Source organism: Halobacillus sp. A1-3, from assembly GCF_050971765.1.
Lineage (GTDB): Bacteria > Bacillota > Bacilli > Bacillales > Halobacillaceae > Halobacillus > Halobacillus mangrovi_B.
In genome coordinates this window covers 1-14304 of sequence record NZ_JBPCEO010000004.1, presented here as the reverse complement: position 1 = coordinate 14304, position 14304 = coordinate 1, and the positions used below count along the sequence as shown (strand labels likewise).

Here is a 14304-nt window from a genome sequence, read left to right as displayed (position 1 = left end):
CAAATTATTTAGTTGCTGACTGTGCCAGCTTGTTTCACCTTTGAATTTTGGATGTTCAATCCATTTTCTTTAGCTATTTTCAGAATTCGATCGGGATTACTCAATTCCTTTACTTGATAAGCAAGGTTCTCATTCTGTGACTCCTGCTGAGAAATTTCTTTCTCTAAGCTTCTAATATCACGGTTCAAAGAGTCCGTGGTCGCTGAAAACTGGACAAAGAAAATGGAAGCAGCAAGTACTGCTGTCGTTGAAATCGAGTATAAAAACTTCTCACCTGTACTAATCCACCGTTTTTTATGGACCTTTACTTTAACCTGTTTTTGTTTTTCCGGTTGCTGTAAAGGCTGCTGGGCCTTTTTGGCATGCTCAAGGCTCATGTTCTCTTCCACCCTTCTTCATATTGAAATTCACTATTCCAAGGTTTGACTTTCTCTACCACCCTTAATTTCGCTGAGCGTGAGCGACGGTTCTCTTCAAGTTCAACATCTTCAGCTACAATCGGTTTTCGTGTTACAAGTTTGAATGGGGGCTGCTTATCATCCGGAATGACTGGAATATTTTTTGGTAAAGGCGGATTAGTACTCCATTTCTTAAAGGCTTGTTTGCACAAACGATCTTCTAAGGAATGAAAAGTAATGACAGAAATTCTACCTCCGACAGAAACAACTCTTGCAGCCTGATGAAGACTGTCCTGAAAAGCTCCAAGTTCATCATTTACAGCAATACGAATTGCTTGGAATACTCGTTTGGCCGGATGCCCTCCTTTCCTCCTTGCAGGAGCTGGAATTCCTTCTTTGATTAACTCGACCAGTTCTCCCGTCGTTTCGATCGGTTTTCCTTCACGAGCTTTCTCAATCTTCCTTGCAATCTGCTTCGAAAACTTTTCTTCACCATATTTAAAAAAGATACGCACTAGATCTTCAAACGGCCACTCGTTTACAACTTCTCTTGCTGTTAAATCAGCCGATTGATTCATACGCATGTCCAGTGGTGCATCGTTTTGATAACTAAACCCACGTTCACCTACATCCAGTTGTGGACTTGAAACCCCGAGATCGTAAACAATTCCATCAATTTTCTCTACACCAATCTCTTGTAACTTTTCTTCAAGTTGACGGAAATTCGCTTGAATAAATGTAATTTTACCTTCATAAGGCTTCAATCTCTCTCTAGCGGCTTCTAGAGCCATTTCATCCTGGTCAAAAGCATAAACATGACCATTGTCATCCAAATGGGATGCAATAAATTCTGTATGACCTCCACCACCGAGAGTGCAATCTACGTATGCCCCCTGAGGCTTAATATGTAGCTGCTCGATGGTTTCATTTTTTAACACACTATAATGTTCAAACATCGTCTCACTCGTTTCTCTGTCTATCAAATATCGAAATCTAACATGTTCTCTGCAATTTCAGAGAACGACTCTTCAGATGCCTCGAAATAAGTTTCCCAATTATCACTACTCCAAAATTCAATGCGGTTGGAAACACCTATGACTACACATTCTTTCTCAAGTGTCGCATATTTCCTGAGGGGCGGAGGAATGTTAATTCTTCCCTGCTTGTCCACTTCACATTCGACAGCTCCAGAAAAGAAGAATCTTGTGAAGGCACGGGCATCTTTCTTAGTCAGTGGGAGCTTCTTCAGTTTTTCTTCAAGCAGCTTCCATTCGTTCATAGGATAAGCAAATAAGCATTGATCTAAACCTCTAGTGAGGACGAAGCTTTCTCCAAGATCTTGACGGAACTTGGAAGGGACAATAATTCGTCCTTTCGCATCAATGTTATGTTGAAATTCACCCATGAACATATGGTTCCCCCACCTTCTATTTTCAGCTTACCACATCGCCCCACTTTTCTCCACATACTTTTTATTCATTCGAACTCTAATAAAAAAATCCTGCCCCGGAAGGCAAGATTTCAAAGGTTTCTGTATTCATTTTATATGGTGGGGGATTGTGGGAGACTTTATACATACACCACGTAATGATCTTTTTCAAATGAATAATGATGGTGATTGATTCGTTGGAACAAATCTGTGCCATGCTGGTTCACCCAAGGTACAATGCTCCACATTCTTTCCTGCAAACCACCACTCGGACGAAGCAGCAGATCAAGATCATCAAACTGATTGACCTCCTGATTATACTTCTGTTCTAATGACTGGGTCATTCTTTTCTCTAAAAAGTCAATCTCCTGAAAAATGTATTGCAAATTCTTTTCAGCGAGTTGTTCAATATCAGGTCCAAAATCAGACGATTTCTCACGTAATGGACGGTGAATCCGATCGATTTCTGATTTTACTTGCTTACTAAGTTCCTGAATCGGAGGAGCGTTCCTTGATGCCAGCCACTTCATTTTTTCTTCCCCAGTTCCATATTGAACGCCATGGGCGGCCTCAATTTGCAGCCGCTCCATATGTTGTTCCGCCTTCCTGTCAATAAGCGTAAAAGATAGACGAGGCAAAACTGGTGGCATTTGCATCCCTGCTGCTTGAAAAGCAGGCTTAAGCACAGCCCAATAATTGATTTCACCTGGCCCTCCAATGAATGCTAGCACAGGGAATAGACTTTCTTGCATTAATGGTCTCGTTACCACATTATTACTTAAATGTTGGGGATTCTCCTCCGCTACCTGAAGGAGCTCTTCTTTCGTAAAGGCTACCTCATTATTCTTCCCTCTAAAAATGCCATCTTCATCACGAGTCAGCAAAACGCGTTCTCCTTTTTGATGATAAAAGAGATGAGCATCGTTCCACTCACTATCGAGAACCGTTTCATATCCTTGCTGTCGATTTATATGGAGGGCGGAAAACACCCCTTTGGCAATATCCTCGTTCTTTTCAATCATTGTTTTAAAATATGGACTTTCCAAATCTCGAATGCGCGTATCATGAGCGTCTACGACCACAAGCCCTTCTTCAGGAAATAATAAGTAGACAAGCCTCGCAAAGAAATCACTGTAACTTTCCGATTGTTTTAACGCATGTAGTACCTGATGGTAGAAATCACTTGTAAACTCTGTCTCTCTGACAGCCTGAAAGATTTGTTTTATCCAATTTTCCGCATCCTCTTGAGCAATAGTTATATCAGATACGGATGCTTTCTTTTCAGGGACTTGCTGAATAGTGGCTTTCTTCATAGATTGCTTGTCTTTCATAAACAGGTGGTTGATCTCATCAAAGTCATGATCCTCCCCTGCAATCCAAAACACAGGAATGACAGGCTTTCTAAGTTCCTTTTCCTTCTGTCTAGCAAGCTGCAAAACCGAAATAATTTTATGAACGGTATAAAGAGGACCTGTCAGAAGACCTGCCTGCTGACCAGCAATAACCACTGTACTCTCTTCTCTTTTCATCATTTCTATATTTGTACAAGTTGATGAAGGAGCTCTCCATTCTTCATTCATGTTCTTAATTACAGTTGAAAGAGCTTCCCTTTGATAGTTGTTATTTCGCAAATAGTTTAAGCGGTTGGACCAAATAGTCTGATCCTGGGGATTATATTCAAATTTATCTTCTAACGCTTGAAAGTTGTTTTTATATTCATGAAATAATAATTGCTTCGATTGTAATGCAATCGGATCAATACGCATGTCTTGAACTACTCCTTTATCGGGTTAAGTATTCTTAGTAGTATGTATCCTATTGTATTGTACAAAAAAGATCCCAGGAGTTCATCTAATCTGTTTGTTAAGAGAACAATCGCTCAAGAAGACCATAGAGGGTCAGCCCAAAATAAAAGAAAGTGAAAAATAGAAAACTGATACGCCAAAACGCTTTAAACACCCGTCTCAAGCGCACTTCCTCGTGTAATTTATACTGCACGATAAGGGACAGACCTAATAGGAGAAATAAAAAGATAAGAATATAAGCAAAAAAGCTCTGCTCAAATAATACGAGTAAAAGCAAGTGGACAGATAGAATGAAAACAGGAGCTGACAAACTCGTCGTGCGATGAATCGCTTTCCATTTATGCTTCGTCCATTTTCTCGTTAAAAAATAAAAGACGAAAATAAAAGGAATAGGCAGCGTTAATATAGCTGCAAAGAAGAAAACAAGGGCATCACCCATTTATCCTAATCCCCCTTTCCCACTGAAGTGCGTGAATCCCTTGAACTAGGAATTGGTGGTAAGGAAGGGGTTTTCTACTCTTATTAAGGATGTAACCACTGATGGCATCTACTTCCGTTTGTCTACCTTCCACCAGATCTTTAAACATAGAGGATTGGTTCTCGGAGGTCAATTCAGCAATAGTCAGGACATTTTCCCACTCTTCATGAAAAGAGCGGTTAAGTGTGAGGCAAGCCTCCAAACAAACAGCTTCCGCTAACTCTCTCAAGTAAGAATTACTTATTATATGCCCATTGTTAACTTTAAATAAAGCGGTTAGAGGGTTGATTACTGTATTTACTATTAGCTTAGAAATCAGCATTTCCTTGTAATCTGGTTCATATTCAACTGGGAAATCGCTGTGGTTAAATGAGGAAACTATCTTCTCGATGTTTCTTTCCTTTGTGACACTGGCAATCTTCACAATACCTTTTCCTGTATGAAGCACGTGACAGTGATCTTGCTTTAAAGCTCCATGTTCTACAATTCCCACCCAAGCTGGGTAGGGTTTTTCTAATAATTTTTCAATGTGGCCCATACCATTTTGCAAGAACAAAACCGGTGTATCAGAGGGAAAACGATTATTTAACAAAGAATCGATCCCGGTTTGTTTTACAGCGACAATCAGAACATCATAAGATTTCGGAAGCCCCTCCTCTAATAAATGAGCATTGACAGACACAGGTTGTCCTATTGCGTCACAGAAGATTCCCTTTAGGTTTAGTTTTTCTTTCTGCTCCTCATTTCTTACATAAACGTCGACAATGTGATCCCTTCCCAAATAAGCGGCCATCAGCATACCTACCGATCCCATCCCAATAATCCCTACATTCATCGTAACCCCTCATTTCGCTCGTCTTCTTTTTTCCTTATTGTAGCAGAGTCACTTTGAGGATGGCAGTCAGATTTTGTCATGAAGAGAATTGTTTATTTCATTCTGAAAATTTTTATATTATAATGAAGTAAGATACAGATATTAGAAAGGGGAATCTTTCATGATGACCACTACTAAGGTCCAACCACTTTTGGTGAATTATAAAACACTTGAAGAATTTAAACGCTTTAAAGAATACGGAAATCAAGAACTTACAATGCTTGAAGATCTTGAAAGCAATATCGTTGAGAACGATAGCGAATCGCCTTTTTTCGGTATTTATTATGGAAGCGCTTTAGTTGCACGTATGAGCTTATACCGCGTCAAAGCCAAGTACGATAACTACTTTCAACCGCCTCAAGATTATTTGGAGCTTTGGAAGCTAGAAGTTCTTCCTGATTACCGTGGGCAAGGGTTCGGTAAAGCACTGGTAGAATTCGCAAAAAGCTTCAACCTTCCTATTAAAACCAACCCTCGCATTAATTCTCATGCTTTCTGGGAAAAGATGGGCTTTCAAAAAGCTCACTATGATGTAGAGCGTGACTTAAGTGAGAATCCGTTGATCTGGATGCCGACAGGTGTAGAAGAAAGAGACGTCAACGCATAAAAATATACAAACGAATGAGGCCGCTACGCATCGTAGTGGCCTTTTTTATGCGCCTCATTTAATTTTCAATACGTACTATTATTAGTTCGGGTAATGCCATCTTTTTATGCTCTCGTTCTAACTTCCTAAATAGGGCTTTTATGCCTTTCTTTTACCCAGTGGACGAGTTTATCCATTTCGTTCCATGCTTGCTCCCACTGTTTTAATTGATCTCTCAATTTCCGATTATCTTCATCCAGTTTCTTCAGTTGATATTCAAGCTTCTGCTTCCCGTTATCCTCAAATTGCTTCACTTTCATTTCTTTTAAGAAGGATATTGCTGCGTCGATGGACATAGGGGAATCTTCAGTAGTAGATGAAGCTGAAAAAACAGTCCGTTTCTCTTTTCGGTTTTGTTTCGCTTGCTGGATTTCTTCCTGGTATTCTTTTCTTACTGTTGCATTCCACCTGAAACCGCAAGCTGCCGGGGTCCTCCGCAGTTTCTCCGCCACTTCTTGGAATGCTTCTAACTGAGTTTTTCCTTCTTGTATATATCTCAACACGGTCTGAGCCAGCAGGAGATCTTCCTCTTCCTTCCAGGCGTCTTGTCTAGGGGCATCCATACCATCCCTCCTCTATCGTTTGTTTATAGTTATGCAGGAACGATGGTTGATAGAATCCTATTCTTCAGTTTTTTCTCTTATCCATAAACTTTTGAACCGCTGCTTTATGAGCATCCGATTCCCACAGGAGAGAGCATTGACGCACTTCCTCTTCCATCTTTAGGGATAAGTCACGTGCAAAAATATGAGAGGTATATTGTTTTTTGAACCATTTCATTTGTTCTGGAGTCTTATTTAAAAAAGACTGGATTATATCCATAGATCTTAGTTGGTTTACAGTAACCACTTTATGTAACCATCCGGTATTATAAGCTTGCTTGGCAGTATACATCTTTGCTTCCATTAACCAGTGTGCTGCAGCATTTGAATGGATACGAGAATAGAGCAGCACTCCTCCTCCCCACCCTGGAGTAATTCCTAGATTCGCCTGCACGAATCCGTAGGAAGCATAATCCACACCATATCGAAAGTCGCACGCCGTGGCAAGTTCACATCCTCCACCTCTCGCTTGTCCATTTAACAAAGCAATCGTCGGCACAGGTAACGTAACCAATTCATACAGCACTACCTTCATAGGATGAAGTACACCATAAGCTTCTTCAGCATTCATATCTGCATGGAGTTCCGTTAAATCACCTCCTGTACAAAAGGCTCTTTCTCCCTCACCTGTAAGCGTAAGGAACTTAATATCCTTCATTTCTTTAACCTTTTGAAGAGCCTTGTAGAGCTCATCCGTCATCTGTTTTGAAACACTATTCAACTTCTCTGTTCTGTTCAAAGTCAATTGAGCGTATCCTTCGTCTTTAAATGCTAACTTTACCAGTTCCAATTCAGTCCCTCCTTCCCATAAATTTATCATAATACAATTAAAAAAAGAGTCTGATAAGAATCAGACTCTCCAAAAACAGCGTGATTAGTCATTAACCACTTGTTTTCCGTTGTATTGTCCACAAGATTTGCAAACATGGTGTGGTTTCGTGTACTCGCCACAGTTTTGGCATTCTACCATACCAGGGACATGAAGTTTTTTGTGAGTACGACGTTGGTTTTTAACTTTTTTAGAAGTTCTACGCTTTGGTACTGCCATGTTGTACACCTCCTTTTTCTTTTTCGATAGAAAACCATGAAGATTTTCTTATTCGTTCTTTTCGTCATTAAATAATGATTGCAGTTTAGCCATTCGAGGATCCACTTTTGTTTCCTCAGGTTCCTCAGATACCACCTGCCAGCCTTTCCCTTCCTGGGGGGCCTCATCGTGAGCCTCATCATCATTAGAAAATATGCGAGTTGGAATCTCCAATTGTACATTTTCCTTGATATAAGGCGTCAAGTCAAGCATTTCTCCATCCACAGGATGAACTTCATCATCACCTTCTTCTGTATGATAAGGGGAAAGGTTAAATAATTCCATTGCCTCAATGTGAAACGGATATGTCACATCGACTAACGTCCGGGCACAAGGCAAGACCATTTCTCCATCAATTGAAAAAGTTACAGTAATATCATTTCCTCGTGTGATCGCTTGACCTTTAACATGCACAGGAGTAATCCTGCGTATGTCATTATTCATACCCTCTAGTTCGCTAATATCCACTTCTTCATCAAATACAAACGGTTCGTCTCCCGCCTGTCTCAGCTTTTGTAGAGGAAATTTCATTGTTATCACCTCATGGCAACAAGAGTTATTGTAAAAGGATTTCGCTTATTTGTCAATATTTTTTCTTTACACCTTATTATTCTACAATGAAGAATGTTTATTTAAATTTTTTCATTCGACATGTTCGATGCGAATTTTCCTTCTCTCCATGATAAAATAAACCTTACCAACGTTCAATAGACACGAATAATAATTAAAGGAGGTTATGGAATGATGAAAGCCTGTGGAGTCATTGTTGAATATAATCCCTTTCATAATGGCCATCAATTTCATTTGGAGCAATCAAGACAGCAATCCGGTGCTGATTGTCTAATCGCAATTATGAGCGGAAATTTTCTACAGCGTGGTGAACCCGCTATCATAGATAAGTGGCACAGGGCGAAAGCAGCTCTACAATCGGAAGCAGACTTGGTCCTTGAGCTTCCATACATATATGCGGTAGAACATAGTGATTATTTCAGTCAGGGAGCTGTACAGACGTTGTCTGAAATGGGAGTGGAAGCTATTTGTTTTGGCAGCGAAAGCGGTGAGATCAATCAGTTTTTGGAGGCTCATGAGCACTTAAAAAGAAACGAAGGTTTATTTAACGAAACAGTAAAGAAACAGCTGAGTGAAGGACTCTCTTTTCCAGAAGCGTCACGTTTAGGATATAAAGCCATTGAACTCCCCACAGAAAGTATTGATTTGACACAGCCTAACAATATTCTAGGCTATAGCTATGTGAAGCAGATCCTTCTGTACAATGATAATATTGCACCGATGACCGTTAAGCGGACAAATAGTCATTACCATGATGATACGATCGCTGGAGATATCGCCAGTGCTACAAGTATTCGAAAAGAATTGCTAAAAGATCATTGTTTCACAGAAAATGCAAGCAAGTCGATGCCGAAAGTGACAGAAGATCAGTTAAATAAATATAGAGAGAAAACCCATCTATGGCATGAGTGGGAGCGTTATTTTCATTTTCTGCAATACAAGATCTTAACAACCCCTGAGCACGAGCTTCGAAAAATACATGGTGTAGATGAAGGACTTGAGCACCGTTTAAAACGGACAATCAAGCGAGCAGCCTCTTTTGATAAATTCATGGAAGCACTTAAAACTAAAAGATACACATGGACGAGACTGCAGCGTACACTGGTACACATTTTGATCGGTACAGGAAAGGAAGAGGCAAGTTCTCTTCTCAGATTGCCTCAGCCTCCTTACGTTCGTGTATTAGGAATGAATAAAACAGGCAGGGAATACTTGAACACTTGTAAAAAACAAATGGATATTCCGCTTATCACACAACCCCAGCAAATAGATCATTCCATGCTTGATCTTGAGGAAAGAGCAGCTACTGCCTATTACAGCGTTCTGGATGCTGAAAACAGAGTGAAAATGTTCCAGCGTGAATTTGGTCCACCTATTCGCATATAAAAAACCAGCCAATGACTGGCTGGTTTTTTGCTAGCTGTTTTTCGCTTCTAGCTTATTCAGGTAATCAACGGCATCCTGGAACGTATCCACTGGAACCACCTTCATATCTGTGTCGATTTCTTCAGCGGTTTGCTTAGCAACATGGTAATTAGAACCTTCACGGCCTTCTTCGTTTGGCGCAAAGAAGATTTGGCATCCATCCTCAGATGCTGCTACAACTTTTTTATCGATTCCTCCTATTCGCCCCACTTGACCTTCATAATTTACTTCTCCAGTACCTGCAATTTGGTAGCCTTTTGTAACATCCTTTTCAGTTAACTGATCATACATTTCTAGAGAAAACATTAATCCTGCACTAGGGCCACCAATTTCCCCGCTTTTCACTTTCACTTCAGGGTTAACTTCGACCGTACGATCTGTTACTAAAGAAATTCCTACTCCTACTTTTTCCTTGTTATCTGGGAATGGGGCTAATTCAATTTCTTTCTGTAACGTTTCCCCTTCTCTCTTAATCGTCAGTGTTACCTTTTCTCCCTTTTTCATATCTGATACATAATCAATTAAATCGGCAGATTCTTGAATGTTTTCCCCATTAACTTGGGTGATTTCGTCCCCTGATTTCAATTGATCCTCAGCAGGCATCCCCTTGATTACATCCATGACGAATACACCTTCATAATTAATGTCAATTTCTCTGTCAGCGGCCCTATAGGCAACCACTTTTGCTGCTTCTTGTGAGGATTCCATCATCCGCAATTGAGCGTGGTAATACTCTTCTTCAGTTATACCTTCAGGTCGGATATCCTCCAATGGATAGACCTGATGAAAAGGTCTAACTTTTGCAATCAACCATTGTAATGGCGTGGCCTGTCCTCCCCGTACTGTCACTAGATGCATATCCCCTTCACTTGAGAAACCATCTGTGACTTCTACAATTGGATCAAGGGCATCGGCATTCCCAGGTTTATAAATATAGTAAGGAAGACGATAAGCTCCCAGAAAAGCAACGATTAAAAGAGTTATAATTCCAGTTATAATTACTCGTTTATTTGACCTCATTCATTAAGACTCCTTCCAGTCAGCCAACATTTTCTTGATCGCTTCTATATGGATCACAGCTTCCTTTTCTCCTGCTTCAACGATTTCCTTGATATTCGTAAAAGCACGCGAACTGTATTTAGATACGTCTGGCCGGATCATTACATCAGCGTCGACCGATACACCCATAGCCGTAACTAATTCATCCTGCATAATATCAATACTTTGAATAATGACATCATAAATAGAGTTAATGTTCGGGTCGGCATCGAAATGAGCACAGTCGACAGCGATCACTACATCTGCCCCCATCTCTTTAACCACGGACACAGGTACTCGGTCCATAACCCCTCCATCGATGTAAAGCCTGTCATCAATCTTTTCTGGCACGAAAATGCCCGGGATCGCAATACTGGCCCGAACCGCTTCACTAGCTGGTCCTGTTCTAAATACTTTCTTTTCTCCTGCATATAAATCTGTCGCGATAATGGCCATCGGCAAATCAAAATCTTCCAAATTCTTTCCAAACGTAAATAAACGGATATATTCCTTGATCCTTCTTCCCTGGATAAAGCCCATCTTGGGAACTGTAAAATCAAGATAATATTTCCGCTTGAAAGTAAAGGCTAATTTGTAGAGGTCTTCAATTTGTTGACCCGCTGCAAAAAAAGAGCCTACCAGAGCTCCCATACTGCTTCCCGCCACCATATCAACCGGAATGTCATACTCTTTGAGTGTTTTAAGGACGCCTAAATGGGAAAATCCCCGGGCTCCTCCTGACCCTAGAGCCAAACCGACCTTTGGACGATTCACTTGACATTCCTCCTTCGCTGACTTTGTTTTATTTTATGGTATAAACATATAAGTTATGAGCGTACACATGGTGTATAGGTACAAGCAATAGGTTCAAATATATCCCCATTCTACTATGAGTGAAATTAGAAGTACAGAAAACCGTTACGGCCAAGGGAGGTGTTCCCTATATCGAAAATAAAGACCTTGGTGTTAACCTGTTTGACAACAGGACTTGCCGCTGCATTAATCCTTTATCCTAAAGACTCACTATCTGCAAGCTTAAGAGGCTTGGATTTATGGTGGGAAGTCGTCTTTCCTTCTCTGCTTCCATTCTTTATTACAGCTGAACTTTTGATCGGTTTCGGAGTGGTTCATGGCCTTGGGGCCCTGAGCGAGCGATTCATGCGGCCATTATTTAATGTTCCTGGATCAGGAGGCTTTATTTGGGTCATGGGGATGGCGAGCGGATATCCATCAGGGGCAAAATGGACGGCAGATTTACGAAAAAAAGGCGAGCTAACCAAAGTAGAAGCAGAACGACTTGTTGCTTTTACAAATGCTTCAAGTCCACTATTTATATTTGGAGCAATCGCAGTGGGATTTTTCCACGATCCTTCTCTAGGGATATTGATCGCTGTCTCCCATTACGGAGGAAACGTACTCGTAGGATTTATAATGAAATTTTATAAAAGGAACGAAGATTTAGAATTACGGGAATCCCATTACTCTTCGATTAGAGATGCTTTTTCTAGAATGCATCAGTCTCGTATTAATGACGGTCGAACACTTGGGAAGCTGATGGGAGACGCTGTAACAAAATCCGTAGATACCCTGCTTATGGTAGGGGGATTCATTATGCTTTTCTCAGTTTTAACAGAGTTGTTTAAGCAGACAGGAATTATGGAAATTCTTTCATTCCTTCTTTCTCTCTCCTTAATACCTGAAAGCTTTCATGCACCCCTCATCGCAGGAATGCTAGAATTAACAACAGGGATCGGAGCCATCACTCAAACAGGAGAACCCTTATTAACTCAACTTGTACTTGTGAGCTTTATTTTAGGATTCCACGGTTTTTCTATACAGGCTCAAATAGCAAGTATTCTTGCTGAAACTGATATCGGATTCAAACCTTATGCAATCGCCCGATTGGCTCACGGATTGCTAGCCGCGGGGATTATGGTCGTCTTATATTATTTTTACACCCGTTCCTCCTTACAGGCAAAAAGCCTGGCCATTTGGAACCCCAAGGAGAATTTTACAACACCTATTATGGAATTCTTCCATCACTATGGACCACCAATTACTTTAATGATGATTATGTTTATGATTTTCTTTAAATGGCAGAGCCATACTGGTAAAACCTATACTAAAAATACCCCCTATCGAAAAAGTTGATAGAGGGTATTTGTATTACAAGTACTTATCCATTAAAGCTTTCTCCACAGGAGGTGGGACAAGATCAGAAATATTCGCTCGATATTTGGCTACTTCCTTAACTATGCTGGAGCTTAAGAATGAATACTGATTATTTGTCATCATGAAAAAGGTTTCAATCTCTTCATTCAGCTTTCTGTTCATAGAAGTGATCTGCATTTCATACTCAAAATCACTGACAGCACGCAGTCCACGGATGATCGCTTGTGCATTTTTTTCTTTTGCATAGTCCATTAAAAGACCTTCACACGCGTCGACGGAAACGTTATCCATATCTTTTGTCACTTCCTGAAGAAGCGCTAGTCTTTCATCTACATCAAATAGAGGGGACTTACTCTGATTATTAAAAACAGCCACGATCAAGTGATCAAATACCTTAGCTCCCCTTTGTATAATGTCTAAATGTCCATATGTAACCGGGTCAAAACTTCCCGGACAAATCGCTAAACGTGTCATCGTTTTTCCTCCTCACTCAAATATAGATACACCTATATTCGTTCCATAAATATCAGATTTTATTAGCTTCAGACGTCCTACTGTTGATGGAATGCTTTCTGATGCATCGTGTTCACAAATAACGATCCCGTTTTCACCAATTAAATCATGTTCTAGAAGCGCTTCCATCAGATCCTTATAGGAAAACTTCTTGTAAGGTGGATCCAAGAAAATGTACTCAAATGAAAGACCGCGCTTTCCCGCTGCCTTAATAGCCCTCATAGCATCCGTACGAAATACTTCCGTACGCTCGTGAATCCTCAACAACTCTATGTTTTCGTGGATCGTCTTTATTGCTTTTTGCTGTTGGTCGACAAACACACATGACTCTACGCCCCGGCTCATAGCTTCGATTCCAAGCCCTCCGCTTCCGGCAAACAAATCCAAAGCACGACCTCCTTGAAAATAAGGGCCAATCATGTGGAATACCGCTTCCTTCACTTTGTCAGTCGTAGGACGTGTCTGGTGAGAGGGAACAGATTTAAGCTGTCTTCCTTTGAATTCTCCAGCAATCACTCGCATGTTATGTACACCTCTTTTGTCATCATTCTACATTATCCTACCATAAAAACTCTTGGTCAGGAAATCTACCTGATTTTTAAAATTATTTGTAGATCCATTGAATATACATCGTTGTCAATGGTCATACTAGAGGTTGAAGCGGAACAAACTGCTTCTGAAAACGGAGAAGGCTTACATCCCCATAAGCACTTCCTCCGGTTTCTCCTCTCCCTTTACTTTTTTGAATCATCGTAAATGTTTCAAAAAAGAAGGGCTGTCTGTTTAAGACAGCCCTATTTTTTTATGCTTATCTTCCATTAATCGATCTGTACACCTATCTTTGATCAGCTTGAGTTCGAAGTTATCCAACTATATAGCAGTATTCTGGAAGATTCGATTCCGAGATATCGTGGGTTTGTATATGTAATTGGCTGGAAAATAACTCGCTTTCCTGTGGGGGAACTGCCGAGCCTCCTCGTTCGCTGCGCTCTCTGTGGGGTCTCGTCTAGGTCCTTCTCCCACGGGAGTCTCGTCATTTCCCAGCCATCCCAGCTGTCATTAACCTCTCAAACCCACCTGGTTTCAGCAATTTAAAGTGAGGCTAATTGAATTTCTTTATATAAGCACCTTGAAATACATTACCATCCTATTCCAACAGGATACTATCAAAGTGAATATGCAAAATTAATGGGCGGTTTCTACTTTTGCATGGGTTTCCGTCCCGCCAAAAAATAGCAAGGTGGGAGGGGAAATGGTGAGACTCCTG

Annotated in this window: 16 protein-coding genes and 1 pseudogene; 3 read left to right on the top strand and 14 right to left on the bottom strand. The window is 40.6% G+C overall.

Features of this window, described 5'->3' with window-relative positions:
- Positions 1 to 8 precede the first annotated feature (8 nt).
- From ftsL to ACRYKC_RS07885, 6 genes are all read right to left on the bottom strand, one after another.
- On the bottom strand, positions 9 to 377 hold the full coding sequence (gene ftsL / locus ACRYKC_RS07910; RefSeq protein WP_433806205.1) for a cell division protein FtsL: 369 nt from the start codon (positions 375 to 377) through the stop codon (positions 9 to 11).
- Positions 374 to 1354, bottom strand: a complete 981-nt coding sequence (rsmH, locus tag ACRYKC_RS07905) for a 16S rRNA (cytosine(1402)-N(4))-methyltransferase RsmH (RefSeq protein ID WP_433806204.1) — start codon at positions 1352 to 1354, stop codon at positions 374 to 376. The genes ftsL and rsmH overlap by 4 nt, the downstream gene beginning before the upstream one ends.
- 23 nt (positions 1355 to 1377) lie before the next feature.
- Complete coding sequence (gene mraZ, locus ACRYKC_RS07900; RefSeq protein WP_433806203.1) at positions 1378 to 1809, bottom strand: division/cell wall cluster transcriptional repressor MraZ; 432 nt, start codon at positions 1807 to 1809, stop codon at positions 1378 to 1380.
- Between the two features lie 158 nt (positions 1810 to 1967).
- Positions 1968 to 3593 (bottom strand): bacillithiol biosynthesis cysteine-adding enzyme BshC, encoded by a 1626-nt coding sequence (gene bshC, locus ACRYKC_RS07895; protein ID WP_433806202.1) that lies wholly within the window; start codon positions 3591 to 3593, stop codon positions 1968 to 1970.
- A gap of 97 nt (positions 3594 to 3690) precedes the next feature.
- Positions 3691 to 4071, bottom strand: a complete 381-nt coding sequence (locus tag ACRYKC_RS07890) for a DUF3397 family protein (protein WP_433806201.1) — start codon at positions 4069 to 4071, stop codon at positions 3691 to 3693.
- Positions 4064 to 4945, bottom strand: a complete 882-nt coding sequence (locus ACRYKC_RS07885) for a 2-dehydropantoate 2-reductase (protein WP_433806200.1) — start codon at positions 4943 to 4945, stop codon at positions 4064 to 4066. The genes ACRYKC_RS07890 and ACRYKC_RS07885 overlap by 8 nt, the downstream gene beginning before the upstream one ends.
- Positions 4946 to 5105: 160 nt before the next feature.
- Between ACRYKC_RS07885 and ACRYKC_RS07880 the strand changes: the two genes are divergently transcribed.
- Positions 5106 to 5591 (top strand): N-acetyltransferase, encoded by a 486-nt coding sequence (locus tag ACRYKC_RS07880; RefSeq protein WP_433806199.1) that lies wholly within the window; start codon positions 5106 to 5108, stop codon positions 5589 to 5591.
- 125 nt (positions 5592 to 5716) lie between these two features.
- On the opposite strand, the gene ACRYKC_RS07875 is transcribed toward ACRYKC_RS07880, so the two are convergent.
- The 4 genes from ACRYKC_RS07875 to ACRYKC_RS07860 form a co-directional block, all read right to left on the bottom strand.
- The gene (locus tag ACRYKC_RS07875; RefSeq protein ID WP_433806198.1) at positions 5717 to 6193 is read right to left on the bottom strand and encodes an RsfA family transcriptional regulator; all 477 of its coding nucleotides are present in this window, start codon (positions 6191 to 6193) and stop codon (positions 5717 to 5719) included.
- 64 nt (positions 6194 to 6257) lie between these two features.
- Positions 6258 to 7022, bottom strand: coding sequence for an enoyl-CoA hydratase/isomerase family protein (locus ACRYKC_RS07870; protein WP_433806197.1), 765 nt, complete (start codon positions 7020 to 7022; stop codon positions 6258 to 6260).
- Between the two features lie 84 nt (positions 7023 to 7106).
- Positions 7107 to 7280: a 50S ribosomal protein L32 gene (gene rpmF, locus ACRYKC_RS07865; protein ID WP_085030048.1), complete on the bottom strand. Its 174-nt coding sequence runs from the start codon at positions 7278 to 7280 to the stop codon at positions 7107 to 7109.
- 48 nt (positions 7281 to 7328) lie between these two features.
- A complete protein-coding gene (locus ACRYKC_RS07860) occupies positions 7329 to 7850 on the bottom strand; it encodes a YceD family protein (RefSeq protein WP_433806196.1) in 522 nt (173 codons plus the stop codon).
- A gap of 210 nt (positions 7851 to 8060) precedes the next feature.
- Here ACRYKC_RS07860 and ACRYKC_RS07855 point away from each other — a divergent pair, with 210 nt between their 5' ends.
- Complete coding sequence (locus ACRYKC_RS07855; protein WP_433806195.1) at positions 8061 to 9275, top strand: nucleotidyltransferase; 1215 nt, start codon at positions 8061 to 8063, stop codon at positions 9273 to 9275.
- Between the two features lie 30 nt (positions 9276 to 9305).
- Here the strand turns inward: ACRYKC_RS07855 and ACRYKC_RS07850 are convergent, their stop codons facing one another.
- Together ACRYKC_RS07850 and ACRYKC_RS07845 are read right to left on the bottom strand one after the other, a co-directional pair.
- The gene (locus tag ACRYKC_RS07850) at positions 9306 to 10334 is read right to left on the bottom strand and encodes a SepM family pheromone-processing serine protease (protein ID WP_433806194.1); all 1029 of its coding nucleotides are present in this window, start codon (positions 10332 to 10334) and stop codon (positions 9306 to 9308) included.
- Positions 10335 to 10337: 3 nt separating this feature from the next.
- Complete coding sequence (locus ACRYKC_RS07845; protein ID WP_433806193.1) at positions 10338 to 11126, bottom strand: patatin-like phospholipase family protein; 789 nt, start codon at positions 11124 to 11126, stop codon at positions 10338 to 10340.
- 189 nt (positions 11127 to 11315) lie between these two features.
- Here ACRYKC_RS07845 and ylbJ point away from each other — a divergent pair, with 189 nt between their 5' ends.
- Positions 11316 to 12503 (top strand): sporulation integral membrane protein YlbJ, encoded by a 1188-nt coding sequence (ylbJ, locus tag ACRYKC_RS07840; RefSeq protein WP_433806192.1) that lies wholly within the window; start codon positions 11316 to 11318, stop codon positions 12501 to 12503.
- 15 nt (positions 12504 to 12518) lie between these two features.
- Here ylbJ and coaD read toward each other — a convergent pair whose 3' ends face one another.
- Together coaD and rsmD are read right to left on the bottom strand one after the other, a co-directional pair.
- Positions 12519 to 12998: a pantetheine-phosphate adenylyltransferase gene (gene coaD / locus ACRYKC_RS07835; protein ID WP_433806191.1), complete on the bottom strand. Its 480-nt coding sequence runs from the start codon at positions 12996 to 12998 to the stop codon at positions 12519 to 12521.
- 12 nt (positions 12999 to 13010) lie between these two features.
- Positions 13011 to 13568: pseudogene (rsmD, locus tag ACRYKC_RS07830) on the bottom strand (16S rRNA (guanine(966)-N(2))-methyltransferase RsmD); the annotation flags it as partial.
- Positions 13569 to 14304: the final 736 nt, after the last annotated feature.

What these genes read in the sequence shown, in the direction of transcription:
- ftsL (WP_433806205.1), bottom strand. Translation starts at nt 377, where the DNA reads ATGAGCCTTGAGCATGCCAAAAAGGCCCAGCAGCCTTTACAGCAACCG.
- rsmH (WP_433806204.1), bottom strand. Translation starts at nt 1,354, where the DNA reads ATGTTTGAACATTATAGTGTGTTAAAAAATGAAACCATCGAGCAGCTA.
- mraZ (WP_433806203.1), bottom strand. Translation starts at nt 1,809, where the DNA reads ATGTTCATGGGTGAATTTCAACATAACATTGATGCGAAAGGACGAATT.
- bshC (WP_433806202.1), bottom strand. Translation starts at nt 3,593, where the DNA reads ATGCGTATTGATCCGATTGCATTACAATCGAAGCAATTATTATTTCAT.
- ACRYKC_RS07890 (WP_433806201.1), bottom strand. Translation starts at nt 4,071, where the DNA reads ATGGGTGATGCCCTTGTTTTCTTCTTTGCAGCTATATTAACGCTGCCT.
- ACRYKC_RS07885 (WP_433806200.1), bottom strand. Translation starts at nt 4,945, where the DNA reads ATGAATGTAGGGATTATTGGGATGGGATCGGTAGGTATGCTGATGGCC.
- ACRYKC_RS07880 (WP_433806199.1), top strand. Translation starts at nt 5,106, where the DNA reads ATGATGACCACTACTAAGGTCCAACCACTTTTGGTGAATTATAAAACA.
- ACRYKC_RS07875 (WP_433806198.1), bottom strand. Translation starts at nt 6,193, where the DNA reads ATGGATGCCCCTAGACAAGACGCCTGGAAGGAAGAGGAAGATCTCCTG.
- rpmF (WP_085030048.1), bottom strand. Translation starts at nt 7,280, where the DNA reads ATGGCAGTACCAAAGCGTAGAACTTCTAAAAAAGTTAAAAACCAACGT.
- ACRYKC_RS07860 (WP_433806196.1), bottom strand. Translation starts at nt 7,850, where the DNA reads ATGAAATTTCCTCTACAAAAGCTGAGACAGGCGGGAGACGAACCGTTT.
- ACRYKC_RS07855 (WP_433806195.1), top strand. Translation starts at nt 8,061, where the DNA reads ATGATGAAAGCCTGTGGAGTCATTGTTGAATATAATCCCTTTCATAAT.
- ACRYKC_RS07850 (WP_433806194.1), bottom strand. Translation starts at nt 10,334, where the DNA reads ATGAGGTCAAATAAACGAGTAATTATAACTGGAATTATAACTCTTTTA.
- coaD (WP_433806191.1), bottom strand. Translation starts at nt 12,998, where the DNA reads ATGACACGTTTAGCGATTTGTCCGGGAAGTTTTGACCCGGTTACATAT.